23 protein-coding genes are annotated in these 25,483 nt (G+C 62.3%); 20 read left to right on the plus strand and 3 right to left on the minus strand.

Features of this window, described 5'->3' with window-relative positions:
* The first annotated feature begins 87 nt into the window (after window positions 1–87).
* The 9 genes from dnaK to C41B8_RS12320 all read left to right on the plus strand — a co-directional run bounded on the left by dnaK (window position 88) and on the right by C41B8_RS12320 (window position 11,868).
* Window positions 88–2,043, plus strand: a complete 1,956-nt coding sequence (gene dnaK / locus C41B8_RS12280) for a molecular chaperone DnaK (protein ID WP_037338588.1) — start codon at window positions 88–90, stop codon at window positions 2,041–2,043.
* Window positions 2,044–2,277: 234 nt separating this feature from the next.
* A complete protein-coding gene (gene dnaJ / locus C41B8_RS12285) occupies window positions 2,278–3,414 on the plus strand; it encodes a molecular chaperone DnaJ (protein WP_037338674.1) in 1,137 nt (378 codons plus the stop codon).
* Between the two features lie 6 nt (window positions 3,415–3,420).
* A complete protein-coding gene (gene dapB, locus C41B8_RS12290) occupies window positions 3,421–4,227 on the plus strand; it encodes a 4-hydroxy-tetrahydrodipicolinate reductase (protein ID WP_037338591.1) in 807 nt (268 codons plus the stop codon).
* An 80-nt stretch (window positions 4,228–4,307) separates the two neighbouring features.
* Window positions 4,308–5,447 (plus strand): glutamine-hydrolyzing carbamoyl-phosphate synthase small subunit, encoded by a 1,140-nt coding sequence (gene carA / locus C41B8_RS12295; protein WP_415752835.1) that lies wholly within the window; start codon window positions 4,308–4,310, stop codon window positions 5,445–5,447.
* A gap of 18 nt (window positions 5,448–5,465) precedes the next feature.
* On the plus strand, window positions 5,466–5,858 hold the full coding sequence (locus C41B8_RS12300) for a GxxExxY protein (RefSeq protein ID WP_037338596.1): 393 nt from the start codon (window positions 5,466–5,468) through the stop codon (window positions 5,856–5,858).
* Between the two features lie 37 nt (window positions 5,859–5,895).
* Window positions 5,896–9,123 carry a carbamoyl-phosphate synthase large subunit gene (gene carB / locus C41B8_RS12305; protein ID WP_037338598.1) on the plus strand — a complete coding sequence of 1,076 codons (3,228 nt, stop codon included), beginning with the start codon at window positions 5,896–5,898 and terminating at the stop codon, window positions 9,121–9,123.
* A 321-nt stretch (window positions 9,124–9,444) separates the two neighbouring features.
* Complete coding sequence (gene ectA, locus C41B8_RS12310) at window positions 9,445–10,044, plus strand: diaminobutyrate acetyltransferase (protein WP_084188923.1); 600 nt, start codon at window positions 9,445–9,447, stop codon at window positions 10,042–10,044.
* Window positions 10,045–10,105: 61 nt separating this feature from the next.
* Entirely contained in the window at window positions 10,106–11,383 is a 1,278-nt protein-coding gene (ectB, locus tag C41B8_RS12315) for a diaminobutyrate--2-oxoglutarate transaminase (protein WP_037338601.1), read from the plus strand.
* A gap of 95 nt (window positions 11,384–11,478) precedes the next feature.
* On the plus strand, window positions 11,479–11,868 hold the full coding sequence (locus C41B8_RS12320) for an ectoine synthase (RefSeq protein WP_037338603.1): 390 nt from the start codon (window positions 11,479–11,481) through the stop codon (window positions 11,866–11,868).
* An 89-nt stretch (window positions 11,869–11,957) separates the two neighbouring features.
* Here C41B8_RS12320 and C41B8_RS12325 read toward each other — a convergent pair whose 3' ends face one another.
* Window positions 11,958–12,269, minus strand: coding sequence for a hypothetical protein (locus tag C41B8_RS12325; RefSeq protein WP_037338604.1), 312 nt, complete (start codon window positions 12,267–12,269; stop codon window positions 11,958–11,960).
* 78 nt (window positions 12,270–12,347) lie between these two features.
* Here C41B8_RS12325 and C41B8_RS12330 point away from each other — a divergent pair, with 78 nt between their 5' ends.
* Window positions 12,348–13,091, plus strand: coding sequence for an epoxyqueuosine reductase QueH (locus C41B8_RS12330; protein ID WP_051883464.1), 744 nt, complete (start codon window positions 12,348–12,350; stop codon window positions 13,089–13,091).
* Window positions 13,092–13,266: 175 nt separating this feature from the next.
* On the opposite strand, the gene C41B8_RS12335 is transcribed toward C41B8_RS12330, so the two are convergent.
* Window positions 13,267–14,631 carry a glutamate--cysteine ligase gene (locus C41B8_RS12335; protein WP_037338607.1) on the minus strand — a complete coding sequence of 455 codons (1,365 nt, stop codon included), beginning with the start codon at window positions 14,629–14,631 and terminating at the stop codon, window positions 13,267–13,269.
* Between the two features lie 155 nt (window positions 14,632–14,786).
* Here C41B8_RS12335 and ubiA point away from each other — a divergent pair, with 155 nt between their 5' ends.
* The 4 genes from ubiA to greA all read left to right on the plus strand — a co-directional run bounded on the left by ubiA (window position 14,787) and on the right by greA (window position 18,816).
* The gene (gene ubiA / locus C41B8_RS12340) at window positions 14,787–15,662 is read left to right on the plus strand and encodes a 4-hydroxybenzoate octaprenyltransferase (protein ID WP_037338610.1); all 876 of its coding nucleotides are present in this window, start codon (window positions 14,787–14,789) and stop codon (window positions 15,660–15,662) included.
* A 49-nt stretch (window positions 15,663–15,711) separates the two neighbouring features.
* Entirely contained in the window at window positions 15,712–16,758 is a 1,047-nt protein-coding gene (locus tag C41B8_RS12345) for an SdiA-regulated/phytase-like domain-containing protein (RefSeq protein WP_037338613.1), read from the plus strand.
* An 81-nt stretch (window positions 16,759–16,839) separates the two neighbouring features.
* Complete coding sequence (locus tag C41B8_RS12350; RefSeq protein ID WP_037338615.1) at window positions 16,840–18,198, plus strand: adenosylmethionine--8-amino-7-oxononanoate transaminase; 1,359 nt, start codon at window positions 16,840–16,842, stop codon at window positions 18,196–18,198.
* 135 nt (window positions 18,199–18,333) lie between these two features.
* Window positions 18,334–18,816 (plus strand): transcription elongation factor GreA, encoded by a 483-nt coding sequence (gene greA / locus C41B8_RS12355; protein ID WP_037338618.1) that lies wholly within the window; start codon window positions 18,334–18,336, stop codon window positions 18,814–18,816.
* Window positions 18,817–18,838: 22 nt separating this feature from the next.
* Here the strand turns inward: greA and C41B8_RS12360 are convergent, their stop codons facing one another.
* Window positions 18,839–19,129, minus strand: a complete 291-nt coding sequence (locus C41B8_RS12360; protein ID WP_051883465.1) for a YhbY family RNA-binding protein — start codon at window positions 19,127–19,129, stop codon at window positions 18,839–18,841.
* A gap of 38 nt (window positions 19,130–19,167) precedes the next feature.
* On the opposite strand from C41B8_RS12360, the gene C41B8_RS12365 reads away from it, so the two are divergent.
* From C41B8_RS12365 to secG, 6 genes are all read left to right on the plus strand, one after another.
* Window positions 19,168–19,788, plus strand: a complete 621-nt coding sequence (locus C41B8_RS12365) for an RlmE family RNA methyltransferase (protein WP_037338621.1) — start codon at window positions 19,168–19,170, stop codon at window positions 19,786–19,788.
* 122 nt (window positions 19,789–19,910) lie between these two features.
* On the plus strand, window positions 19,911–21,878 hold the full coding sequence (gene ftsH, locus C41B8_RS12370) for an ATP-dependent zinc metalloprotease FtsH (RefSeq protein ID WP_037338624.1): 1,968 nt from the start codon (window positions 19,911–19,913) through the stop codon (window positions 21,876–21,878).
* A gap of 58 nt (window positions 21,879–21,936) precedes the next feature.
* Window positions 21,937–22,806 carry a dihydropteroate synthase gene (folP, locus tag C41B8_RS12375; protein WP_232226061.1) on the plus strand — a complete coding sequence of 290 codons (870 nt, stop codon included), beginning with the start codon at window positions 21,937–21,939 and terminating at the stop codon, window positions 22,804–22,806.
* Window positions 22,807–22,844: 38 nt separating this feature from the next.
* Window positions 22,845–24,227, plus strand: a complete 1,383-nt coding sequence (gene glmM, locus C41B8_RS12380) for a phosphoglucosamine mutase (RefSeq protein WP_037338630.1) — start codon at window positions 22,845–22,847, stop codon at window positions 24,225–24,227.
* A gap of 32 nt (window positions 24,228–24,259) precedes the next feature.
* Entirely contained in the window at window positions 24,260–25,015 is a 756-nt protein-coding gene (tpiA, locus tag C41B8_RS12385) for a triose-phosphate isomerase (protein ID WP_037338632.1), read from the plus strand.
* A gap of 24 nt (window positions 25,016–25,039) precedes the next feature.
* Window positions 25,040–25,474 carry a preprotein translocase subunit SecG gene (gene secG / locus C41B8_RS20150; protein ID WP_084188925.1) on the plus strand — a complete coding sequence of 145 codons (435 nt, stop codon included), beginning with the start codon at window positions 25,040–25,042 and terminating at the stop codon, window positions 25,472–25,474.
* The last annotated feature ends 9 nt before the right edge of the window (window positions 25,475–25,483 follow it).

The following is a 25,483-nucleotide window of genomic DNA, read 5'->3' on the forward strand; positions in this document are numbered from 1 at the left end:
GAGGGCGTCGCCCCAAATCGTTTGTCAAGCAAAGTTTTGAGCCGCTGCCAACGCAGCGCAAATTGAAGAATCAAGAGGGACCAAGACATGGGCAAGATCATCGGTATCGACCTGGGCACCACCAACTCGTGCGTGGCGGTGCTGGAAGGTGACACGCCGAAAGTTATCGAGAACGCGGAAGGCGAGCGCACCACGCCAAGTGTCGTCGCGTTTACCGACGACAACGAAACCCTGGTTGGTCGTCCGGCCAAGCGCCAGGCCGTCACCAACCCGACGAACACGCTGTACGCGATCAAGCGCCTGATTGGCCGGACCTTCGAGGATCCGACCACGCAGAAGGATATCGAGTCTGTCCCGTATCAGATCGTCAAGGCCGACAACGGTGACGCCTGGGTGCAGGTCGGTGACAAGAAGATGGCGCCGCCCGAGATCTCGGCCAAAGTGCTGCAGAAGATGAAGGCCACCGCCGAAGATTATCTCGGCGAGACGGTCACCGAAGCGGTCATCACCGTGCCGGCCTACTTCAACGACAGCCAGCGTCAGGCGACCAAGGACGCCGGCCGCATTGCCGGGCTGGACGTCAAGCGCATCATTAACGAGCCGACCGCGGCCGCGCTGGCCTATGGCCTGGACAAGAAGGGCGGCGACAAGAAGATCGCGGTCTATGACCTGGGTGGCGGTACCTTCGATATCTCGATCATCGAGGTCGCGGAAGTCGACGGCGAACACCAGTTCGAAGTGCACGCCACGAACGGCGACACCTTCCTGGGCGGCGAAGACTTCGATAACAAGATCATCGATTACATCGCCGACGAGTTCCAGAAGGAGCAGGGCGTTGATCTGCGTAAGGACAAGCTGGCCCTGCAGCGTCTGAAGGAAGCCGCCGAGAAGGCCAAGATCGAGCTGTCCTCGACCCAGCAGACCGAGGTCAACCTGCCGTACGTCACGGCCGACCAGTCGGGTCCGAAGCATCTCAACATGAAGATCACCCGCGCCAAGCTGGAAAGCCTGGTCGAAGATCTAGTGGCCCGTACGATCGACCCGTGCCGCACCGCGCTCAAGGATGCGGGCATGAAGGCCTCGGACATCGACGACGTGATCCTGGTCGGTGGTCAGACCCGTATGCCGGCGGTGCAGGAAGCGGTGAAGAGCTTCTTCGGTCAGGACGCCCGCAAGGACGTCAACCCGGACGAAGCCGTGGCCGTGGGTGCTGCCATTCAGGGTTCGGTCCTGTCGGGCGACACCAAGGACGTGCTCCTGCTGGACGTGACCCCGCTGTCGCTCGGTATCGAGACGCTCGGCGGCAAGATGACCAAGCTGATCGAGAAGAACACCACGATCCCGACCCGCAAGTCGGAAACCTTCTCGACCGCCGAAGACAATCAGCCGGCCGTGACCGTGCACGTGCTCCAGGGTGAGCGTGAGCAGGCCAGCGCCAACAAGTCGCTGGGCCGCTTCGACCTGTCGGACATCCCGCCGGCGCCCCGCGGTACGCCGCAGATCGAAGTGACCTTCGATATCGACGCCAACGGCATCCTCAACGTGTCGGCCAAGGACAAGGCGACCGGCAAGGAACAGTCGATCCAGATTCGTGCCTCATCCGGTCTGTCCGACGACGAGATCGAGAAGATGGTCAAGGACGCCGAAGCGCATGCCGAGGAAGATGCCAAGTTCAACGAACTGATTACGGCGCGCAACCAGGCCGATGGCCTGATCCACGGCATCGAGAAGGCGCTGCGTGATCTGGGCGACAAGGTCTCGGACGACGAGAAGAAGCCCGTCAACGACGCCATCGCCGAACTGCGCACCGCGCTGGAAGGCGACGACAAGGACGACATCGAGGCCAAGACGCAGAAGCTGTCGGAAGCCTCGGCGCCGATCATGGAAAAAGCCTACAGCCAGGGTGGCGAAGGCGCCCAGGAAGGCGCTGCCGAGGCCCAGGGCGGCCAGCAGAGCCAGTCGGGTCACGGCGACGACGACGTGGTCGATGCCGACTTCGAGGAAGTCAAGGACGACGACAAGAAGTCGGGCACTAACTCGTAAGACCGGGCGAATATCGCCACGCGCCGGGGCAGCGCCAGCCGCTGCCCCGGCATTTTTGATTCAACGCAGGTGAAAACGGCCGGGCGACCGGTTCGGTACGAAGACAGTTGATAGCCTGCTGTTTCTCAACGCCTTTGAAAATAAAAGCCAGCGCTTGTCCGTCTTTTATTTTCAAAGGCTTCGCGGTCGATGGCAGCGGCCGTGCGGTTCAATCAGGGATCTTGGACAACGATCATGGCAAAACGCGACTACTACGAGGTTTTGGGCGTTTCGAAGAGCGCTTCACAGGACGAGATCAAGAAGGCCTACCGCCGTCTGGCCATGAAGAATCATCCGGACCGCAATCCGGGTGACGAGGACGCCGAGGCGCGGTTCAAAGAGGCTTTCGAAGCCTACGAAGTCCTGTCCGATGATCAGAAAAAAGCCGCCTACGACCAGTTCGGCCATGCCGGGCTGGGCGGCGCCGCCGGCGGTGGTGGCTTCGGCGGCGCGGGTGCCGGCGGGTTCGGCGACATCTTTGGCGACATTTTCTCCGATATCTTCGGCGGCGGCATGGGCGGCGGACGCCAGCGGGCCGCGCGTGGCGCCGATTTGCGCTACGACCTGGACCTCGATCTGGAAACCGCGATCGAAGGCGATACGGTCGAAATCCGTATCCCCACGCTGGAACAATGCGAAGCTTGCGGCGGCGACGGCGCCGAGCCGGGATCGCCGGTCGATACCTGCGATACCTGCAAGGGCAACGGCCAAGTGCGGATCCAGCAAGGCTTTCTGTCGATCCAGCAGACCTGTCCGGACTGCCAGGGCTCGGGCAAGAAAGTCCGAAACCCGTGCCGGAAATGTCATGGCGACGGCCGCGTGCAATCGTCCAAGACGCTGTCGGTCAAAGTGCCGCCGGGCGTCGACAACGGCGATCGCATTCGCCTGTCGGGCGAGGGCGAAGCCGGCGAAATGGGTGGCCCGGCCGGCGATCTTTACGTGCAGATCAACGTCAAGCCGCATGAGTTCTTCGTGCGCGACGGCAACAACCTGCGCGCCAACGTACCGGTCGACATGATCACGGCCGCGCTCGGCGGCGAGATCGACGTGCCGACGCTCAAGGGCAAGGTCAGCCTGCGTGTGCCGGCCGAGACCCAGTCGGGCAAAACCTTCCGGCTGCGCGGCAAGGGCGTGCAATCGGTCCGGACTTCGTCGCCCGGTGATTTGCTGGTCAAGGTGAGCGTCGAAACGCCGGTCAACTTGAACAATAAGCAGAAGAAGCTGCTCGAGGAATTCCGCGACTCGCTGGAAGAAAGCGGCCGCAGCCACAGCCCGGCGACGACCAGCTGGCTGGACAAGGCCAAGCGCTTCTTCGGCGAACATCTGAGCTGATCGGTCATGACCACGCGTGTAGCAATCAACGGCGCGTCGGGCCGCATGGGCCGTGAACTGGTCGTGGCCTGTGGCAAACGCGAGGATCTGGAGCTGACCGCGGCGTTTGCCTCATCCGGCAACGATGCGCTCGGCCTGGATGTCGGTCGCCTGGCCGGGGTCGCCGAAACCGGTGTGAAACTGGCCGACTCCAGCACCATGGGCGCGACGGATTTCGACGTGCTGGTCGATTTCTCGCTGCCCGATCCGTCGATTGCGGCCCTGCGTGTCTGTCGCGACAAGGGCGCGGCGATGGTCATTGGCACCACCGGCTACTCGGGGGCGCAACAGGACGAGATCGATGCGGCGACCCGCGACATCGCGATCGTTCAGGCACCCAACTACAGCGCCGGGGTCAATCTCTCGCTGGATCTCGTACGGCGTGCGGCGGCCGCGCTCGGCGACGATTTCGATATCGAGATCATCGAAGCCCATCATCGTCACAAGGTGGATGCGCCGTCGGGAACCGCGCTCAAGCTGGGCGAAGTGGCGGCCGAAGCCACCGGGCGTCATCTCGATGAATGCGCCGTCTATGCACGCCAAGGCCATACCGGCGCCCGCGATCGCAATACCATCGGTTTTTCGACCGTACGCGGCGGCGATATCGTCGGCGAGCATACGGTGATGTTCGCGGGCGAGGGCGAGCGCATCGAAATCACGCACAAGGCGAGTTCTCGCCAGACTTTTGCCGGTGGCGCGATGCGCGCGGCAGTCTGGGCGGCCGAACAACGCGCCGGGCACTACGACATGGGCGACGTGCTGGGTCTGTCGTAGGCTCCAATACCCCGGACGGCTGGCGGCGCAGCCGGTGAATCGATATACTCTCGCCGCCTTGCGGCCTGTGTCATCCAGTATTGGAGTCCCCATTGCGCCCGAAAGCCGTACTTGCGCTCGAAGACGGAAGTATTTTTCGCGGCCGCGCCATTGGTGCGAGCGGCCGTACGATCGGAGAGGTGGTATTCAATACCGCCATGACGGGATATCAGGAAATCCTGACCGACCCGTCCTACCGACAGCAGATGGTCACCCTGACCTATCCCCACATCGGCAATACCGGCACCAACGGCGAGGATATCGAATCCGCTGGCGTGCAGGCCGCCGGCCTGATCATTCGTGAAGTCCCGCGCGCGCCCAGTAACTGGCGCAGCGACAACGGTCTGATCGCCTATCTGGAAGCCAATGGCATCGTCGGCATCGGCGATATCGATACGCGGCGCCTGACGCGTCTGTTGCGTGAAAAAGGCGCACAGAACGGCGCCATTCTTGCCGGCGACGATATCGACGAGGACGAAGCGATCGCCGCCGCTCGAGCGTTCCCCGGTCTGAAAGGCGCCGATCTGGCTGCTGACGCCGGCACCCGCGAATCCTATACCTGGACCGAAGGCACCTGGATCGGTCCGAACGACCTGCACAGCCCGGCCGAGCCGCGGTTTTCGGTCGCGGTGTATGACTACGGCGTGAAGTTCAATATTCTGCGCCGGCTGGTGGATTGCGGCGCGAAAGTGACGGTCGTGCCGCCGAAGACCCCGGTCGACGAAGTGCTCGACATGGGCGTGGACGGCGTGCTGCTTTCCAACGGGCCCGGCGACCCCGAGCCCTGCGACTATGCGATCGCCACGTGCCGCGAGCTGATCGAGCGCAAATTCCCGACGTTCGGTATCTGTCTCGGCCATCAGATTCTGGGTCTCGCGGCCGGTGGCCAGAGCCTGAAGATGAAGTTCGGCCACCATGGTGCGAACCATCCGGTGCTGGATGTGGCGTCGGGCGAGGTGATGATCACCAGCCAGAACCACGGCTTCGCGATCGACGAAAACAGCCTGCCGGAGAACGTCCGCGTGACGCACCGGTCGCTGTTCGACCAGACCCTCCAGGGGATGGAGATGATCGACGCGCCGGTGTTTTCCTTCCAGGGGCACCCGGAAGCGAGCCCCGGCCCGCACGATGTCGGGCCGTTGTTCGAGCGGTTCATCCGCCTGATGGAAGCGCATCGATAGTCCGCAAATAAACGCAAGATGAGCGCAAATGAAGACAATATCTCCAGGCGCGTCATCGGTTGTGCATTTGCGGTCAGTAACGAGCTCGGCGCGGGCTTTCTAGAGAATGTCTACGAAAGCGCGCTGGCGGTAGAACTTGGCAAACAGAATATCCGATTCGAGAAGCAGAAAGCGCTCGATGTCTATTACAGCGGAACGATCGTCGGTCGCTACATCGCCGATCTGATCATCGACGATAGGCTGATTCTCGAAGTGAAAGCGCTTTCGGCGATCACGCCGACGCATGAAGCGCAGCTGATGAATTATTTGCAGGCGACGGGTATTACCGTTGGTTTGCTGTTGAATTTTGGAACGCCGCGGTTGGGCGTGAAACGGATCGTCAAGTCATACGACGACTCGATCGTGATCTGATTCGCGCTCATTTGCGTTTACTTGCGGACTGAGAAATATGCCCAAGCGCACCGACCTAAAAAGCATTCTCGTGATCGGCGCCGGCCCGATCGTGATCGGCCAGGCCTGCGAGTTCGACTACTCCGGCATGCAGGCCTGCAAGGCGCTCAAGGACGAAGGCTTTCGCGTCATCCTGGTGAACTCCAATCCGGCCACGATCATGACCGATCCGGAGACGGCGGATGCGGTCTACGTCGAGCCGATCACCTGGCAAACGGTCGCCAAGATCATCGCCAAGGAAAAGCCGGACGCGCTATTGCCCACCATGGGCGGCCAGACTGCGCTGAACTGTGCCCTCGATCTGTTCTACAACGACGTGCTTAAAGAGCACGGCGTGGAAATGATCGGTGCCTCGCGCGATGCCATCGACATGGCCGAGGACCGCAACGCGTTCCGCGAGGCGATGACGGAAATCGGGCTCAAGACGCCCGAGTCCAAGACCGTGCACACCATGGCCGAGGGCGAGGAAGTCCAGGCGCGTATCGGTTTCCCGATCATCATGCGGCCGTCGTTCACGTTGGGCGGCACCGGCGGCGGTATCGCCTACAACAAGGAAGAGTTCGAGGATCTGCTTTCGCGCGGCCTCGAACTGTCGCCGACCAACGAAGTCCTGCTCGAGCAGTCGGTGCTCGGCTGGAAGGAATACGAGATGGAAGTCGTCCGCGACCATGCGGACAACTGCATCATCATCTGTGCGATCGAGAACATCGACGCCATGGGCGTGCATACCGGCGACTCGATTACGGTTGCGCCGGCCCAGACGCTGACCGACCGTGAATATCAGGTCATGCGCGACGCCTCGCTGGCTTGTCTACGCAAGATCGGTGTTGATACCGGTGGCTCGAACGTGCAGTTCGCGATCGATCCCGATAGCGGCGACATGATCATCATCGAGATGAATCCGCGCGTGTCGCGTTCCTCGGCGCTGGCCTCTAAAGCGACCGGCTTTCCGATCGCCAAGGTCGCGGCCAAGCTGGCGGTCGGCTATACGCTGGACGAGTTGCAGAACGAAATCACCGGCGGTGCGACCCCGGCCTCCTTCGAGCCGTCGATCGATTATGTCGTCACCAAGATGCCGCGCTTCACCTTCGAGAAGTTCCCGGCGGCCGATGATCGCCTGACCACCCAGATGAAGTCGGTGGGCGAGGCGATGGCGATCGGCCGCAACTTCCAGGAATCGCTGCACAAGGCAATGCGCAGCCTGGAGATCGGCTCGGATGGTTTCGAGCCGAAGCTCGACGATGTCAGCACCGATGCCGCACGAGACACGCTGCGCAGCGAGCTGTCCACGCCGCGCTATGATCGGATCTGGTACATCGGCGATGCCTTCCGGGCCGGCTTTACGGTCGACGAGGTGCACCAGCTTACGCATATCGACCCGTGGTTCCTCGACCAGATTGCGGAACTCATCGAGATGGAGGGCGAGCTCGCTCACTCGACCATCGGCGACCTGGATGCGGACACGTTGCGCGCCTACAAGCGCAAGGGTTTCTCCGATCTGCGTCTCGCGACGCTGCTGGGCTGCGACGAATTCGCCGTACGTCGCGCGCGTCTGACGCACGGCATCGTCCCGGTCTACAAGCGCGTGGATTCCTGTGCGGCCGAATTCCCCACGGCGACCGCTTATCAATATTCCTCTTATGACGAGGAATCCGAGGCCAATCCGACGGATCGCGACAAGATCATGGTGCTCGGCGGCGGGCCCAACCGCATCGGTCAGGGGATCGAGTTCGACTATTGCTGTGTCCATGCCGCGCTTGCCATGCGCGAAGACGGCTACGAGACCATCATGGTCAACTGTAACCCGGAGACGGTCTCGACCGACTACGACACCTCGGATCGCTTGTATTTCGAGCCGCTGACCTTCGAAGACGTGATGTCGATCATCGACGTCGAAAAGCCCAAGGGCGTGATCGTGCAGTACGGCGGCCAGACGCCGCTCAAGCTTGCACGGCGGCTCGAGGCGGCGGGCGCGCCGATCATCGGCACTACGCCGGACTCCATTGATCTGGCCGAGGATCGCGATCGCTTCCTCAACCTGGTGAACAAGCTCGGGCTGAAGCAGCCGGCCAACCGCTCGGCGCGCTCCGAGGCCGAGGCCATGCGCCTGGCCGAGGAAGTCGGCTTTCCCATGGTCGTGCGTCCGTCCTATGTGCTCGGCGGCCGCGCCATGGAAATCGTCTACGAGCCGGAGGATCTGCAGCAATACATGTCGGCGGCGGTGAAAGTGTCACCGGATTCGCCGGTGCTGCTGGATCGCTTCCTCGAAGACGCGATCGAGCTCGATGTGGATGCCGTGTGCGACGGCACCGATGTCTTTATCGGCGGCATCATGGAGCATATCGAGCAGGCTGGCGTGCATTCCGGCGACTCGGCCTGCAGCCTGCCTCCTTACAGTCTCGGCGCCGAGGTGCTGGACGAAGTGCGGCGCCAGACGGCGGCGCTCGCCAAGGGGCTCTCGGTTGTCGGCCTGATGAACGTTCAGTTCGCGATCCGCGGCGGTGAGGTTTACCTGCTCGAAGTCAATCCGCGTGCCTCGCGTACGGTGCCGTTCGTGTCCAAGGCCACGGGCATGCCGCTGGCCAAGATCGCGGCGCGCTGCATGGTCGGGCAGACGCTGGTTGCCCAGAACGCCGGGGTGGAGCGCAAGTTGCCGCACTTCGCGGTCAAGGAGGCGGTGTTCCCGTTTTCCAAGTTCCCGACCGTCGACCCGCTGCTCGGTCCGGAAATGAAGTCCACCGGCGAGGTCATGGGTGTGGGTAAGACGTTTGGCGAAGCATTCGCCAAGTCGCAGCTGGCCAGCGGCGTCGGTTTGCCCGAGGCGCCGGGCGTGGCGCTGATCACGGTGCGCGATGCGGATAAGCCGCTGGCGATCGAGATGGCGCGTGAGCTGGTCGCGGCTGGCTTTACGGTGGTGGCCACCCGCGGCACCGCCACGGCCCTGACCGACGCCGGGATTGAATGCACGGCGGTGAACAAGGTCAAGGAAGGCCGCCCGCATATCGTTGACATGATCAAGAACGGCGAGATTCAGCTCGTGGTCAATACCACTGAAGGCAAGCGGGCGATCGAGGAGTCGCGGTCGATCCGCATGACCTCGCTGCGCTACAAGGTGTCGTATTTCACGACCATCGCCGGCGGCCAGGCCTGTGCGACCGCATTGTCGGACGAGCGGGCGCTCGATGTGTACGCGCTGCAGGAAATCCAGGCGCAGGTCACGGCGTAGTCGCTCTGAACCGGCCGAAGCTGGCCGCGCTAGGGCGTGTTGAGGTTTCGTTCGAGTCCGCGCCAAGCGCTGTTTTGCGGCAAGACGAGGCGTAGCGAACGTGGCGTAGTGGACCTATGCGAGAGAGCTATAACGCTGGATTGCCGCAAAACAGCGCTTGTCCCGAAGGGTTGGGCCGCAAATCGCGCCCTGCTGCGTTGCGAGTCTGGGGCGTGGCACGCCACGACGCGGCGACTCGCGCCTTGCCGGACACGATTTGCGGTCTCCAACGCGGCGCTCGCACGAAACCTCAACACGCCCTAAGGGGCGGCCAGCAAAAAAATGAGCGGATGGTATAATCCAAAGCCTCACTCGAACCGAAAAGCAAGAGCCATCGCAAAGACTGACTCTTCGACTTCAGATGAAGTCCAGTTCCGGCCGCCAGCCAAACACGACGGCGCCGGTATTCTTCGACTCGTACACGATCTGGGCGTACTCGACCCGAACTCGGCCTATGCTTACATGCTCATTGGCGAGCATCATGCCGATACCAGTGTTGTGGCCGAGATCGACGGCCGCCTGGCCGGTTTCATAACCGCTTATATTCTGCCGCGATATCCCGACATCCTGTTTGTCTGGCAGGTAGGGGTGTCCGAGGCTGGGCGCGGCCAAGGGCTGGCCACTCGCATGTTATTCGAGATCCTCAAGCGGCCCGCCTGTTTCGACGTGCATTATCTCGATACAACGATCGGGCCGAGTAACGAACCCTCGCAGGCGCTGTTCCGCGGTTTAGCCCGACGCCTAGATACGTACGTCGAGGAAACCGAGTTGTTTTCGAGCGACTTGTTTGGCGACTTCGACGACCAAGAGCACGAGCCCGAGATATTATTCCGGATCGGACCGTTCGACGCCAAGACGGTTCGCGGCGCCTTGTTCGACTAGTTCGCACCCCACTGTCGCTCTCTCATCCGAAAGCAGCCGAGTTCGCGCTCAGGAGTTCATCATGGAAATTATCAACCGTCTCGAGTCGGAAGTGCGTGGTTACGTCCGCTCGTTCCCGAAAGTGTTCACGCACGCCAAGGCCAACAAGATGACGACGGAGGACGGGGCCGAATACCTCGATTTCTTCTCCGGCGCCGGCGCGCTGAACTATGGCCATAACGACGAGGTCATGAAAAAAGCGTTGCTCGATTACATCGAGTCGGATGGCGTGACCCACGGCCTGGATATGGCTACGGATGCCAAACAGCAGTTCCTCGCTACCTTCGAGGACGTGATCATGAAACCGCGGAACATGGAGTACAAAATCCAGTTCCCGGGGCCGACGGGTACCAACGCGGTCGAAGCAGCGCTCAAGATCGCGCGCAAAGTCAAAAAGCGCGATCGCGTATTGTTTTTTACCAATGCCTATCACGGCATGACACTGGGTGCGCTGGCGGTGACCGGCAACGCGTCCAAGCGCGGCGGTGCGGGCGTGAATATGCCGGGCGCGACGCCGATCCCGTATTCCGGCTACTTCGGCGAGGGCCGCGACACCGCCGACGATCTCGACATGATGCTGTCGAATAGTTCATCCGGTCTCGAGAAACCGGCGGCCATTATTTTGGAAACGGTCCAGGGCGAAGGCGGTATCAACGTCGCCGATTTCGATTGGCTGAAGAAGATCGAAGCGCTGTGTCGCAAGCACGACATGCTGCTAATCGTCGATGACATCCAAGCCGGCGTCGGCCGAACTGGCCCGTTCTTCTCGTTCGAGCCGGCCGGTATCAGCCCGGACATCATCACCGTCTCGAAATCGTTGTCGGGTTACGGCCTGCCTTTGGCGATCACCATGATCAAGCCCGAGTACGACATCTGGGCGCCGGGCGAGCACAATGGCACGTTCCGTGGCAACAACCATGCGTTCATCACCGCCATGGCTGCGCTCAACGAATACTGGCGCGACGATAAGCTCGAGAAGTCGGTTCTGCGCATGAGCGATCGTATCCAGGAGCGTTTGAACGGCATCTTGAGCGCGAACCCGGCGTTCAAGGCCGAGGTGCGCGGTCGTGGCTTCTTCATCGGCATCGATTGCGAACAGGCCGAGTTGGCTGACGAAATCGCCGCCGAGTGCTTCAAGAATCACCTGATTTGCGAAACGGCCGGCCCGGACGACAACGTTATCAAGGTGATGCCGCCGTTGATCAGCCCGGATGCCGATATCGAGGCCGGCCTCGATATTCTCGAAACGGCCATCAAGACGGTGCTGGATAAGCACGGCCTCTTGAATAACGCGGCCTGAGCCGAACGTTCCAATACGTTTTAATTCGGGCACACAGCCGCCGGTATCTTTGCTGTAGGATGAAACCGGTGGCTGTAAACAACTAAGGAGTCGTTATGAAGATCATCCGCACCGAGGACCTGCGCGGTACTGATCGGGAAGTGGTGAGCCCGGATGGGTGGACCAGCGTTCGTTGGCTGCTGGCCAAGGACGGCATGGGCTTCTCGTTTCACGAAACGACGTTCCCGCCCGGCCTCGAATTCGATATGTGGTACAAGCACCACTTCGAAGCGGTGTTCTGCTATCAGGGCGAGGGCACGATCGTAAATCGCGATACCGGCGAGGAATTCGAAATCCGCCCGGGCACGGTATACGCGCTGGATAACCACGACCGCCATACGCTGAAGGCCAAGACGGAAATGAAGCTCGTCTGCTCCTTCAACCCGCCGGTGACGGGGCGTGAGATTCACGATGAGGATGGCGCCTACGTTCCGCCGGAGGACTGATCCGGACGAGCCGGCATCGTGTATGCCAGCGATGAAAAAACCCGGCCGAGGCCGGGTTTTTTCATGGGCGTGGGGTGGTCGGTGTTCGGCTAGACGGTCAACCCGCCGATCAATGCCCCGACAATGAGCGGGAAAAGCTGAATCACCAGCACCAGAAACAGGCTGATCGAGGCGATCGCACCGATGATGGGCAACCCGGTGAGTGCGGTGCCGGCGCCCAGCAAGATCAGACACAGGACGATGGTTGGCAGGATGGCAGCGAGTACGCCGCGCCCAGCACTGCCGGCGGTGCGGCCGCCGACGAATCCGGCGAGCAAAGGGCCCGCGACCGGTAGCCAGAACAATACCAGCGAGATGACGACCATCCAAATGATGGCCATGACCAGACTACCTTTTTCCATGCATGCTCCCTCGTGGACTCGGTGCTTCACATTACGGACAATGCACGCAATTATCGCATCGCTAGGTGGGACCGCGACATGAATGCCCATAGTCTCGACAATTACGAACGCCCCGAGCTGATCCCGCCGGAACCGGGTACGAAACTGCTCATGCATTCCTGCTGTGCCCCCTGTGCGGGCGAAGTGCTGGCGGCGGTCAAGGCCTCGGGTATCGACGTCACGGTGTTTTTCTATAACCCCAACATCCATCCGCAGGCCGAGTACGAGATGCGCAAGGCCGAGGACACGCGCTATTGCGAAGAGCTCGGCATCCCGCACATCGACGGCGATTACGATACCGACAACTGGTTCGATCGGATTCGCGGGCTCGAGGACGAACCCGAGCGCGGGCGGCGTTGCACGGTATGCTTCGATATGCGATTCGAGCGCACCGCGTTGTTCGCGGCCGAGCATGGCTATCACATGATCTCGTCGACGCTCGGGATCTCGCGCTGGAAGAATATGGCGCAGATCAACGAAGCCGGCGTGCGCGCGACCTCTCGTTATCCCGAGGTCACCTACTGGACGCTCAACTGGCGCAAGAAGGGTGGCGCAGCGCGCATGATCGAAATCGCCAAGCGCGAGGCGTTCTATCAGCAGGAGTATTGCGGTTGCGTCTACAGCCTGCGCGACACCAATAAGCACCGCCGAGAGATGGGCCGCGAACGGATCCAGAAAGGCGTGAAATTCTATGGTCGCGAGGCAGTGAAAAGCCCGGTGCCGAGCTCGGGCCGCGGCGAATATCCCTGGTTGAAACAGCCGGCGGACGGCTCCGAAAGCTGATAGTCACGCGCGTCGAGCGCGCGACACCATCGTGGGGCATGTATTCGCTTTAGCTCGCGAGCGGGCTCGGTAGCCGGCTAGCGGGGCGGTCGGGTGTCATCGCCCCGGGGCGCAGCTGTGACCGCGCCCCGGCTGTTGCATCGACGGGCGGCATGGCGAGCCCGCGTCATCTGCATCAGTAGGCGAATTCCTCGAACACCGGGTCGACCGATTCGTTCCAGCGCCCGTGATAAAGCGTGAGCAGCTGCTCCGCCGGCGTGACGCCGGTCTCGGCGATTTCGGCCAACTGATCCAGAAACATCGACTCGTCGCGGTCAGTACTATCGAGCTGCGCGCGGCGCCGGAGGCCGCCCTGTGCGATGCGGATCGTCTCGCGGGCAATGTCGCCGAGCGTGCCGCCACGGAACGGGGTCTTCAAGCCGTACATCGGCGCCTGGTCGCGCAGATGGTTGCGCTCTTCGCGGGTGAAGTCGGACACCAGGTTCCAGGCTTCGTCCAGCGCGACGCTGTCGTAGCACAAGCCGGCCCAGAGCGCCGGCAGGGCGCACAGGCGACGCCACGGCCCGCCGTCGGCGCCGCGCATTTCCATGAAGCGCTTCAGGCGCACCTCGGGGAAGATCGTTGTCAGATGATCGTCCCAGTCGCCCATGGTCGGGCGCTCGCCGGGTAGGGCGGGCAGTTTGCCGGCCAGAAAATCGCGGAAGGATTGGCCGGACGCATCGATATAGCGTCCGTCGCGATAGACGAAATACATCGGCACATCGAGCGCGAATTCCTTGTAGCGTTCGAAGCCCATGTCCTCCTCGAACACCCAGTCGAGCATGCCACAGCGATCCGGGTCCGTATCGGTCCAGATATGGCTGCGATAGGAGACAAAGCCGTTGGGCTTGCCTTCCTTGAACGGTGAGTTGGCGAACAGGGCGGTAGCGATCGGCTGAAGCGCGAGGCCGACCCGGAACTTCTTGATCATGTCGGCTTCAGAGCCGTAGTCCAGGTTCACCTGCACGGTCGAGGTCCGCAGCATCATGTCGATGCCGAGGGTGCCAACCTTGGGCATATAGGCCTTCATGATGTCGTAGCGCGCCTTGGGCATCCACGGACAGTCCTCGCGCGGCCACTTGGGCTGGAAGCCAAGACCAATCAGGCCGACGTTCATCTCGGCGGCCACTTCCTTGACCTGACGCAAGTGGATATGGATCTCGTCGCAGGTCTCGTGAATGGTATGCAGCGGCGCTCCTGCCAGCTCGAGCTGGCCGCCCGGTTCGAGCGTAATGTGGCACTGCCCCATTTCGAGCGCGACTACGCGGCCGTCTTCGACCATCGGCTGCCAGCCGAAACGCTGGAGCTTGTGCAGGAAGGTCGAAATGCTCTGGTCGCCGTCAAAAGGCAGCGGGCGCAGCGTGTCGCGATCGAACACGAATTTCTCGTGCTCGGTGCCCAGCCGCCAGCGGCTGGGCGGCTTACAAGCGTCTTCGAAGTAGGCGACCAGCTGACGCTCGTCGGTGATCGGCGCGCCGCCGGACTGTGAAGGAGCGGACATGGTTTCTCCCAAGGGCGGCATCGCGAGTAGTCAGCGCGGCCGCCGGAATTTTGCGACATGGTAACGTTTCGAGGTTGTGCGAGGGTAGTTGTGCCATGCACGGGTGTCCCTGCCTGTATTTACCGAGGCCGTGACGGCCACAAAGGATTCGACCAATGATCACCACGACGCAGCCCGCAAGCCGGCTGGACTGCTACCTGCGACTCACGCGCCTGAACAAGCCGATCGGCATTTTCCTGGTCGTCTGGCCCATGCTATGGGCGCTGTGGCTGGCCGCCCGCGGCCTGCCGAACCTGTGGGTGTTGTTCGTGTTCGTGGTTGGCGCGGTGCTGATGCGGTCGGCCGGTTGTGTGATGAATGACTATGCCGACCGGCATATCGACGGCCACGTGAAGCGCACCAGGGCGCGACCGCTGGCGACCGGCGAAGTCGCCGAGAAAGAAGCGCTAGGGCTGTTTGTCGTGCTGTGTCTGGCGGCGTTTGCCCTAGTGCTCACGCTTAACGGGCTGACCATCGCCATGGCGTTCGTCGGCGTATTTCTCGCCGCCCTTTATCCGTTCACCAAACGCGTGACGCACTGGCCGCAGATGTTTCTGGGGGCGGCCTTCGGCTGGGCGGTGCCGATGGCGTTCGCGGCCCAGAGCGGGCACGTGCCGGCCGGCGGGTGGGTGCTGTTCATCGCCACGCTCATCTGGGCGCTGATCTACGATACCTACTACGCCATGGTCGATCGCGACGACGATCTCAAGATCGGCGTGAAATCCACCGCCGTGCTCTGGGGCGAGCGCGACCGCGCCATCATTGGCGCGTTCCAATGCCTGTTCTATGCACTGCTGGTGATCGTTGGCGTGATGTTCGGGCTGGGCTTTTTCTACTATCTCGGGCTGGCGGCCGCGGTCGTCATGTCGATCTACCATCAATGGATCACTCGCGACCGGAGTCGCGAGGCCTGCTTCAAGGTCTTCATGCAGCACAATTTCCTTGGCGGCATCGTATTTCTCGGTTTGGTGCTCGACCTGGCGCTGGCATAAGCAGCAGGGTCGCTGCCCACAAACCCGACACTTTCAAGGGCTGATTCGCATGCAAGCACGTATCGTAGCCAAGGGGCTGTTCGCCTGCTTCGAGTCCGGTCTCACCGATGCCGACGACAATCCGGTCAATGTCGAGATATCAGCCGTGGCCTGGAACGGCGAGCGCCTGGTATTCGGCAGCGACAAGGATGTTCCGGGCGCGCATCGCTCGCCGGTATTCTCCATGGCGGTCGCGGACGGCGTGCCGCACGAGAATTCGGTGTCGTACTACACCGCCGAGCTGATCAAGCATGCCGAGAAATACGAGGACTTCGCGCTGACGGACGACGGGCGACATCTCGTGGCGACGACCGGCTTCGATCGGGTGGCCGAGGACGGCGCACATCAGGATGTCTATAACCGGCTGCTGGTCTGGCCGTGTGAGGCGCCCGATGCGCCGCAGCTCGTGGCCGAGCGCAGCAATGAAGGCGTGCGCAGCTCCGTGGTGCTGCGCGATCATCTGTCGGCCATTCTGGGCGCGCCGTATTTCAAGATCGAGGGTCTGGCGAGTGTGCCGACCGCGGACGGCGGCGATCCGCTGCTGTTGTTCGGGACTCGCGAAGTCGGTGCGGACCACGAGAACTTCGACTACGTGGCCCGGGTCGTCGGCGTGCCGTATCGCGTAGACGGTAACGAAGTCACGCTGAGCGGCGATTTCGTCGACTTGTACGCATTCGATCCGTCGCGCTGGCCGGGCGTGCGGTTCGAGGTCGGCCTGTCGAGTCTTGAGTACGATCCGCGCGAGGATCGTCTCTACTTCCTGACGAGTTTCGAAGTCGACGACGGCCAGGGCGGCGATCGGATCGGTGCCTATCTCTGGTCGCTGACACGGGCTGCGTTTCATGCCGGAGAACAACCGACGCTGGTGGAAACGACCGACGGCGCGCCGCTGGAGTTTCACAACAAGGCGGAAGGCGTGGCGGTACTGCCTGACGGTCGCTTGTTCGTCGTCTACGACCCGGACCGGGAATTGACGCTCGAGGCCGAGCATCCGCAAGACCGGCGCCAGATGCATGAGGCGCCGTATACATTGCTCGAACTCGTCCAAGGAGCCTGACCTGATGCCCGGCGGTGAGAGTGTTTAGAATGCCGGCCCGCCGCGCGCGGCGGATTCCATTCAGCAGATAAAGCGTAAGCCATGACCAACCAGGATCTGATCGCTCGCGATCTGAACGTGCTGTGGCACCCGTGCACACAGATGAAGGATACCCAGCAGCTGCCGCCCATTCCGATGCGGCGCGGCGAGGGCGTCTGGCTCGAGGATTTCGACGGCAACCGCTATATCGACGCCGTGAGTTCCTGGTGGGTCAATATCTTCGGCCACGCCAATCCGGCCATCAACGCCCGCATCAAGACCCAGCTGGATACGATCGAGCATGTCATGCTGGCCGGGTTCACCCATGAGCCGGCGGTCGAGCTGGCCGAGCGCCTGGTGGATATCACGCCGCCGGGCCTCGACAAGGTCTTTTATGCCGACAACGGCTCGGCCGCGGTGGAAGTCGCGCTCAAGATGAGCTTTCACTACTGGCGTAATACGGGCCACGGCGAAAAGACGCGTTTCATCAATCTGAGCAATAGCTATCACGGTGAAACGCTCGGCGCGCTCGCGGTCGGCGATGTCTCGCTCTACAAGAAGACCTACGAGCCGTTGCTGCTCAAACCTCTAACCGCGCGTTCGCCGGATTGCTTCCACCGTGAGCCGGGCATGTCGTGGGAAGAGCACAGCCGTTTGGTGTTCGCCGACATGGAGGCGCTCCTGGCCGAGCATGCGCACGAAACCTGCGCAGTGATTGTCGAGCCCCTGCTGCAATGCGCCGGCCACATGCGCATGTACCATCCGGTGTATCTCGAGCTGCTGCGCGAAGCCTGTGACCGCTACAACGTGCATTTGATCGCCGACGAGATCGCCACCGGCTTCGGGCGCACCGGGACGCTGTTCGCCTGCGAGCAGGCCGGCGACAACGGCATCACCCCCGATTTCATGTGTCTGTCGAAAGGCATTACCGCCGGTTATCTACCGATGTCGGTGGCGATGACCACCAACGAAATCTACGACGCGTTCTACGACGAATACGAGAATCTCACCGCGTTTCTGCACTCGCATTCGTATACGGGCAACCCGTTGGCCTGTGCGGCGGCGCTGGCGACCCTGGACGAGTTCGCCGCGCGCGACCAGATCAACGCCAACCGTGTACTGTCCGAGCGCATGGCCCAGGCGACGGCGCCATTGGCCGATCACCCGAACGTCGCGGAAGTACGTCAGACGGGCATGGTGCTGGCCATCGAAATGGTCAAGAACAAGGCCAGTCGCACGCCGTTCGACTGGCGCGAGCGACGCGGCCTGCGTGTCTATCGCCACGGGCTGACTCGGCAGTCGTTGCTGCGCCCGTTGGGCGACACGATCTACTTTATGCCGCCCTATGTGATCTCGCCGGAGCAGATCGATCATCTGGCCGAAGTGGCCGCGGAAGGGATCGATCACGCTGTCTCGACTTGAATCACGCGCGCTGCTAGCCTGTGCCATTCGCGTACGGGCGACGCCCTGCGCTCCCATTTTCGAACGTCGCGAAACGGTCGCCGTCTCGGGCGACCGTTTTGTTTTCAACGCTATGAATCATACCGAGGTGGTTTGATGGATCGTACGCCACTGACTGAAAGCGGTGCGAAAGCGCTGCGCGAAGAACTCGAACGTCTGAAGAAGACGGAGCGTCCGCGTATCGTCGCGGCCATCGAGGAAGCGCGCGCGCATGGCGATCTCAAAGAGAACGCGGAGTACCACGCCGCCAAAGAAGAACAAAGCTTCAACGAAGGCCGGATCGCCGAAGTCGAGTCAAAGCTCGCTTCCGCCCAGATCGTCGATGTTGCCAAGGCCGGTGCCCAGGCTAACGGCCGGATCATCTTCGGTGCCACGGTGGACCTGGCCGATGAAGATTCCGGAGACGAGCTGACCTATCAGATCGTTGGCGAGGACGAAGCCGATATCAAGAAAGGCCTGTTGTCGTTCGCGTCGCCGATCGCGCGGGCGCTGATCGGCAAGAGCGAAGGCGATGTCGTCGACGTCGAAGTGCCCGGCGGCAAGCGTACTCTGGAAGTGGTCGAGGTACGCTACCGTTAAGACGTGAAAGGCGGCGACGGTCTCAGTCGTCGCCTTTGTCCGGATTCGGCCGATAAAGTGTGGCAGTCCGACCGATCTGCTGGACGCAGACCGCGTCCATGGCCTCGCAGGCTTGTTCAACGTCCGCCTTGAACGCGGCCTTGTCATCCGCCACCAGCTTGACCTTTACCAGTTCGTGATCGGTCAGCGCCCGGTCGATTTCGGCGAGCACGGCGTCGGACAATCCGGCCGCCCCCGACTGCACGATCGGCTTCAGATGATGGGCCTGCTTCTTGAGCGAAAGTCGGGTCGTTTTATCCAGGGCGACGGGCATGGTGTCCACGTGTACGAGCAAACGAGCAGTATAAAGCCATGAGCAAGCGAAGCGACACCAAACGCTGGTTGGCGGCGCACCGGTCGGACCCGTACGTGAAGGCGGCCCAATCCGACAATTATCGATCGCGAGCGGTTTATAAACTCGCCGAAGTCGACGACAAGGACCGGTTGCTTGCCGGCGCTCGTTGCGTAATCGATTTGGGCGCGGCGCCGGGCGGCTGGAGTCAGTATGTGCGGCGGAAGCAGCCGGACGCCCGCGTGATCGCGCTTGATCGCCTGCCCATGGACCCGATCGACGGTGTCCGGTTTCTGCAAGTCGATTTTGGTGAACAGGAAGGCCTCGACGCGCTGATGGCCGAACTCGATGGCACGCCGGTCGATCTTGTACTTTCCGATATGGCCCCCAATCTAACCGGCGTAAAGGCAGCCGATCAGGCCGCCGTGATGCAGCTTGCCGAACTGTCGCTCGCCCTGTGTAGCGATGTACTGCGTCCCGATGGCGCGCTGCTGATCAAGGTTTTCCAGGGTGAGGGTTTCGACGAGCTGCTGTCCGACATGCGCTCGCGCTTCGCCCGGGTCGCGGTTCGCAAACCCAAGGCCTCTCGGGATGCGAGCCGCGAAATGTATCTGCTGGGTATGGGCTGGCAGGGCGATTGAATCGATGCGTCGGTCGCATCGGTCGACCGCGTAGTGTAGGTACATGATGGTTTACACTGTCGGCATAGAGTCGAACGAATAACCAATACGATCGCCGAGGTCGGCGATCGAGGACGACAATCTTGAACGAACTTGCGAAGAATCTGCTGCTCTGGGTGGTGATCGCGCTCGTGCTGATGAGTGTGTTCTCCAGCTTCGCGCCGTCCGGCTCGACCGGATCGAGCATGGCGTATTCGGACTTTCTGACGAAGGTCAAGAACGACAATGTCTCTCAGGTGCATATCGAGGATCATCAGATCTCGGGTCAGCTGACCTCTGGGCAGAAGTTCCATACCTACAGCCCGGAAACCGACAACAAGGCGATGATCGGCACGCTGCTGGATCATAACGTCGAGATCACGGGCGAGCCGCCGAATCAGGGGTCATTCCTCAAGCAGATCCTGATTTCCTGGTTCCCGTTCCTGCTGCTGATCGGCGTGTGGATTTATTTCATGCGCCAGATGCAGGGCGGCGGCAAGGGCGGTGGCGCCATGTCGTTCGGTAAATCCAAGGCCAAGATGATGGCCGCGGATCAGATCAAGCTGACCTTTGCCGATGTGGCCGGCGTTGAGGAAGCCAAGTCCGAGGTGCAGGAGCTGGTCGAGTTCCTGTCGGACCCATCCAAGTTTCAGCGGGTCGGCGGTAAGATTCCGCGCGGCGTGCTGATGGTGGGTTCCCCGGGTACCGGCAAAACGCTGCTGGCCAAGGCGATCGCCGGCGAGGCGGGGGTGCCGTTCTTCTCGATCTCGGGTTCCGATTTCGTCGAAATGTTCGTCGGCGTCGGCGCCTCGCGTGTTCGCGATATGTTCGAGCAGGCCAAGAAGCAGGCGCCGTGCATCATCTTCATCGACGAAATCGATGCGGTCGGCCGCCAGCGCGGTGCTGGTCTCGGCGGCGGCCATGACGAGCGTGAGCAGACGCTTAACCAGCTGCTGGTCGAGATGGACGGTTTCGAGGGCAGCGAAGGCGTGATCGTCATCGCGGCCACCAACCGCCCGGACGTGCTTGACCCGGCGTTGCTACGCCCGGGCCGTTTCGACCGCCAGGTCGTGGTGCCGCTGCCCGACGTGCGCGGCCGCGAGCAGATCCTCAAGGTGCACATGAAGAATGTGCCGGTGCACGAGAACGTCAAGCCGAGCATTCTGGCGCGCGGCTGCCCCGGATTCTCGGGCGCCGATCTGGCGAACCTGGTCAACGAAGCGGCATTGTTCGCCGCCCGCGCGAATCGCCAGGAAGTCACGCAGGACGACTTCGAGCGCGCCAAGGACAAGATCATGATGGGCGCCGAGCGCAAATCCATGATCATGAACGAGGACGACAAGCGCATGACGGCCTATCACGAGGCCGGCCATGCCATCATCGGTCTGTCCGTGCCGCAGCACGACCCGGTGCATAAGGTCACCATCGTGCCGCGTGGCCGTGCCCTCGGTGTGACGATGTTCCTGCCCGAGGAAGATCGCTACAGTTATTCCAAACAGCGTCTGATCAGCCAGATCTGCTCGCTGTACGGCGGTCGTCTGGCCGAAGAGATCATCTACGGCAAGGACATGGTCACGACCGGCGCCTCGAACGATATCGAGCGCGTGACTGAGATCGCCCGCAACATGGTCACCAAGTGGGGTCTGTCCGATCGCATGGGGCCGATCGCGTACAACACCGAGGACAGCGAGCCCTTCCTCGGCAAGGCCGCGACCCAGGGCGGCGGTATCTCGGACGAGACCGTGCATGCCATCGACGAAGAGATCCGCGCGATCATCGACGGCTGCTACGAGCGCTCGCGCCAGATCCTTGAAGACAACATGGATAAGCTGCATCTGATGGCCGATGCGCTCATGAAGTACGAGACCATCGACCGCAAACAGATCGACGAGATCATGCAGGGCCACGAGCCGGGTCCGCCGGAGAGCTGGAGCGATTCCGATGCCTCGGGCCCGGGCAATGGTGGTTCCGGTGCGAGCGTCGGGACGGATGAAGGCGCGAGCGAATCCGGCAGCGGCAAGCAAAGTGGCGGCGATAGCGTGCCGAGTCCGGCGCATCACCGACAATCCTGACCTGGGAAACGAGCCGGCGACTTCTGGTAGAAGTCGCCGGCTTTTTTGTAGGTAGCGCATGGCTTTCAATACTCGACAGACGCCGCGCCGGGTCGTTAACGGCGCCCAAAGACAAGTCGCGCTCGAACCACCCGCGGTCATGGGCGTGCTCAACGTTACGCCCGATTCGTTTTCCGACGGCGGGCTCTATGCGGCGGCCGACGCCGCGGTCGAGCGGGCGCTCGCCATGATCGAGCAGGGCGCCGCGATCATCGATATCGGCGGTGAATCGACGCGTCCCGGCGCCTCCCCGGTATCGACCGGGGCCGAACTGGATCGTGTTTTGCCCGTGGTCAAAGCACTGCGGGCGCGCAGCGATATCTTCATCTCGGTGGATACGAGTAACCCCGAGGTAATCGAGGCCGTCTGCGCGGCCGGCGCCGACATGATCAACGATATTCGTGGTTTAACGCGGCCGGGCGCGCTGGAAGCTGCGATCGCCGCCGACGCGGCCGTCTGCGTCATGCACATGCAGGGCGAGCCGGCCACTATGCAAACGAAACCGGTTTACGACGATGTCGTCGGCGAGATCAAAAGCTATCTGGCCGAGCGTGTCGCGGCGTGTTGTGCCGCCGGCATGACGCTCGATCGCATCACGGTCGATCCCGGATTCGGGTTTGGCAAAACGTTGGCACACAATCTGGCGCTGCTGCGCGCCGTGGATGAGCTCGGCGTCGAGGGCTGCCCGGTCCTGATGGGCGTATCGAGAAAATCGATGTTCGCGCATCTATTCGATCGCGACGATATGGGCTCGCGCATCAACGGCAGCTTGGGCGCCGCATTCTGGGCGACGCTACGGGGCGTCGGTATTATTCGCTGCCACGATGTGCGCGAGACAGCCGAGATGGTGTGTCTCGCCTATCGTTTGATGCCGCTTCACGGTGGTTGAGGCGTGTCGCGATAGACACGGCAACGGGGAGAACGGACTTGGGTCAGAAATATTTCGGAACGGATGGTATTCGCGGAGAAGTCGGCGAGTATCCGATGACGCCGGATTTTGCACTGCGCCTGGGGTGGGCGGCCGGTCGCGTTCTACTGCGACGGCTCAACGAACGCTCGGGCGATGATGTGCGCGGCGCGCGTCCCTGCGTCGTTATCGGCAAGGACACGCGGCTGTCGGGTTATATGTTCGAATCCGCCCTCGAGGCCGGATTCGCATCAGCCGGCGTCGATGTGCTGCTGGTCGGGCCGCTGGCCACGCCGGGCATTGCCTATCTCGCACGCACGTTCCGTGCGCTGGCCGGCGTCGTGATCAGCGCGTCGCACAACCCGTTTGCGGACAACGGGGTGAAATTCTTTTCCCATCATGGCCAAAAGCTGGACGACGCGCTCGAGGCCGAGATCGAGGCCGAGCTCGATGAGCCGCTGGCGTGCGTCGCCTCGGACAAGCTCGGGCGCGCACGGCGTGTGGAGAGCGCCTCGGGCCGCTATATCGAATTCTGCAAATCCACCGCACGTCTGGCGAACGGTGGCCTGCGCGGCCTCAGCCTGGTGGTTGATTGCGCCAACGGCGCGACATACCAGACCGCGCCGGAGGTATTCCGCGAGCTCGGCGCTACGGTGCATGTCATCGGCAATACGCCCGACGGTCTCAACATCAACCAGGAGTGTGGTTCGACGCATCCCGCCAACCTGGCCGCCGAAGTCCGGCGTCGCGGTGCGGATGCGGGCATTGCGCTCGATGGCGACGGCGACCGCTGCATCATGATCGACGCAAGCGGTGCCGTGGTCGATGGTGACCAGCTGCTCTATGTCATCGCCGAAGAGCGTCGGAGAGCCGGGGAATTACGCGGGCCGGTGGTGGGCACGCTCATGAGCAACCTCGGGCTCGCGCTCGCTCTTGAGGCCCGCGGTGTCGAATTCGAACGCGCCCGCGTCGGTGATCGCTACGTCTTCGAACGTCTGCAGGAGCGCGGCGGCATCATCGGCGGCGAATCGTCCGGGCATTTGCTCTGTCTGGACCGTGCGACAACCGGTGACGGAACCGTATCCGCGCTGCAGGTGCTGACCGCAATGTGTGATCGCGGCGAACCGTTGTCGAGTCTGGTGGCCCCGGTGGAAAAATGCCCGCAGACTCTGATCAACGTACGCGTCGGGCGCGGCGCAGCCGAAGCTCTGATGCAAGACGATGTGGTGGCACAGGCCGTTTCCGAAGTCGAGGCTACGCTTGGCGGCGACGGACGGGTATTATTGCGCCCCTCGGGCACCGAGCCATTACTGCGAGTGATGGTCGAGGGGCGCGATGGCGAGGCGGTCGAGCGCCATGCCAGGCGTCTGGCCGACGTGGTCGACCAGCGCGCCGCAGTCTGATCCAAACGCGATTCACTATCGACGGAGAAACCATGACGCGTCGCAAATTCATTGCCGGTAACTGGAAAATGAACGGCAGCGTGGGGCAGGTCGATGCGTTCGGCCGCGCGCTGGTGGAGGCCGCGCCGTCGCTGGACTGCGATCTGGCGGTCTGCGTGCCGTTCGTTTATGTCGAACGCCTGGCGCGCGCACTCGAGTCGACGCATGTTGCCGCCGGCGCCCAGGATCTGTCGAGCGAAGTGGATCCGGGCGCGTTTACGGGCGAGATCAACGGCAGCATGCTGGCTGAGTGCGGCGCGCGCTATGTCGTGGTCGGGCACTCGGAGCGCCGCGAAATGTTCGGCGAGACCGACGACATCGTGGTCGCTAAGGCCGAGGCCGCGATTGCGGCTGGTCTGACGCCGATCGTATGCATCGGCGAATCCTTGGAACAGCGCGAGGCGGACGAGACCGAAAATGTGCTGGCGCGCCAGATCGGCGCGCTGACACGGGGCTGCGAGCGACGCACGCTGGAAGCCATGGTGCTCGCTTATGAGCCGATCTGGGCCATTGGTACCGGCCGCTCGGCCACCCCGGAGCAGGCTCAGTCGGTTCATGCCTTCGTGCGGTCCCAAATCGCGAATTGGGATGCTACAATAGCCGACTCGCTGCCGATACTTTACGGCGGCAGCGTAAAACCGGATAATGCGTCGGCGCTTTTCGCTGGCGCTGACGTCGACGGGGCGCTCGTCGGCGGGGCATCGCTCAAAGCGGACTCATTCGTCGATATCGCGCGCGCTGTTATCTAGCGCGCCGAGCGGACATTAGGTTGCATGGTTTATACGATTCTGGTCATTGCGCAGGTCGTCATCGCGTTGGCTCTCATCGCGCTGATTCTGCTACAGCACGGTAAGGGCGCCGACGCCGGTGCGGCATTCGGCAGTGGCGCCTCGGGCACCGTGTTCGGCGCCAAGGGCTCGGCCAATTTCATGAGCCGTGCTACCGCGGGGCTGGCCACGTTGTTCATGTTGACCAGTCTGACGTTGGCGTACCTGGTTAACGGAGCGAGCGTTGGCGCTGGCGGCGGTAGCGTGACCGATCAGCTGACCCAGCGCGCCGGTAGCGGCGCGTCGGTGGTGCAGCAACAGACCGAGAACAAGGGCGCTGGCGATCAGGCCAAGAAGGTTCAGGGTGGGCAATCCTCCGGATCGGCTGGCAGCGCATCGAGCGATAAGAGCAAGAACAACGGGCCCAAGATCCCCGACTAGCCCACGGGA

Source organism: Salinisphaera hydrothermalis C41B8 (genome assembly GCF_000732535.1).
Lineage (GTDB): Bacteria > Pseudomonadota > Gammaproteobacteria > Nevskiales > Salinisphaeraceae > Salinisphaera > Salinisphaera hydrothermalis.

Bases quoted from the DNA above. Each gene is read 5' to 3' on its own strand.
- C41B8_RS12365 (WP_037338621.1), top strand. From the start codon at position 19,168: ATGAGCAAGCGAAGCGACACCAAACGCTGGTTGGCGGCGCACCGGTCG.
- C41B8_RS12320 (WP_037338603.1), top strand. From the start codon at position 11,479: ATGAAGATCATCCGCACCGAGGACCTGCGCGGTACTGATCGGGAAGTG.
- folP (WP_232226061.1), top strand. From the start codon at position 21,937: ATGGCTTTCAATACTCGACAGACGCCGCGCCGGGTCGTTAACGGCGCC.
- C41B8_RS12350 (WP_037338615.1), top strand. From the start codon at position 16,840: ATGACCAACCAGGATCTGATCGCTCGCGATCTGAACGTGCTGTGGCAC.
- C41B8_RS12325 (WP_037338604.1), bottom strand. From the start codon at position 12,269: ATGGAAAAAGGTAGTCTGGTCATGGCCATCATTTGGATGGTCGTCATC.
- C41B8_RS12330 (WP_051883464.1), top strand. From the start codon at position 12,348: ATGAATGCCCATAGTCTCGACAATTACGAACGCCCCGAGCTGATCCCG.
- ectB (WP_037338601.1), top strand. From the start codon at position 10,106: ATGGAAATTATCAACCGTCTCGAGTCGGAAGTGCGTGGTTACGTCCGC.
- secG (WP_084188925.1), top strand. From the start codon at position 25,040: ATGGTTTATACGATTCTGGTCATTGCGCAGGTCGTCATCGCGTTGGCT.
- C41B8_RS12335 (WP_037338607.1), bottom strand. From the start codon at position 14,631: ATGTCCGCTCCTTCACAGTCCGGCGGCGCGCCGATCACCGACGAGCGT.
- C41B8_RS12300 (WP_037338596.1), top strand. From the start codon at position 5,466: ATGAGCGCAAATGAAGACAATATCTCCAGGCGCGTCATCGGTTGTGCA.
- carB (WP_037338598.1), top strand. From the start codon at position 5,896: ATGCCCAAGCGCACCGACCTAAAAAGCATTCTCGTGATCGGCGCCGGC.
- dapB (WP_037338591.1), top strand. From the start codon at position 3,421: ATGACCACGCGTGTAGCAATCAACGGCGCGTCGGGCCGCATGGGCCGT.
- ectA (WP_084188923.1), top strand. From the start codon at position 9,445: ATGAGCGGATGGTATAATCCAAAGCCTCACTCGAACCGAAAAGCAAGA.
- dnaJ (WP_037338674.1), top strand. From the start codon at position 2,278: ATGGCAAAACGCGACTACTACGAGGTTTTGGGCGTTTCGAAGAGCGCT.
- C41B8_RS12360 (WP_051883465.1), bottom strand. From the start codon at position 19,129: ATGCCCGTCGCCCTGGATAAAACGACCCGACTTTCGCTCAAGAAGCAG.
- C41B8_RS12345 (WP_037338613.1), top strand. From the start codon at position 15,712: ATGCAAGCACGTATCGTAGCCAAGGGGCTGTTCGCCTGCTTCGAGTCC.
- ubiA (WP_037338610.1), top strand. From the start codon at position 14,787: ATGATCACCACGACGCAGCCCGCAAGCCGGCTGGACTGCTACCTGCGA.
- greA (WP_037338618.1), top strand. From the start codon at position 18,334: ATGGATCGTACGCCACTGACTGAAAGCGGTGCGAAAGCGCTGCGCGAA.
- tpiA (WP_037338632.1), top strand. From the start codon at position 24,260: ATGACGCGTCGCAAATTCATTGCCGGTAACTGGAAAATGAACGGCAGC.
- dnaK (WP_037338588.1), top strand. From the start codon at position 88: ATGGGCAAGATCATCGGTATCGACCTGGGCACCACCAACTCGTGCGTG.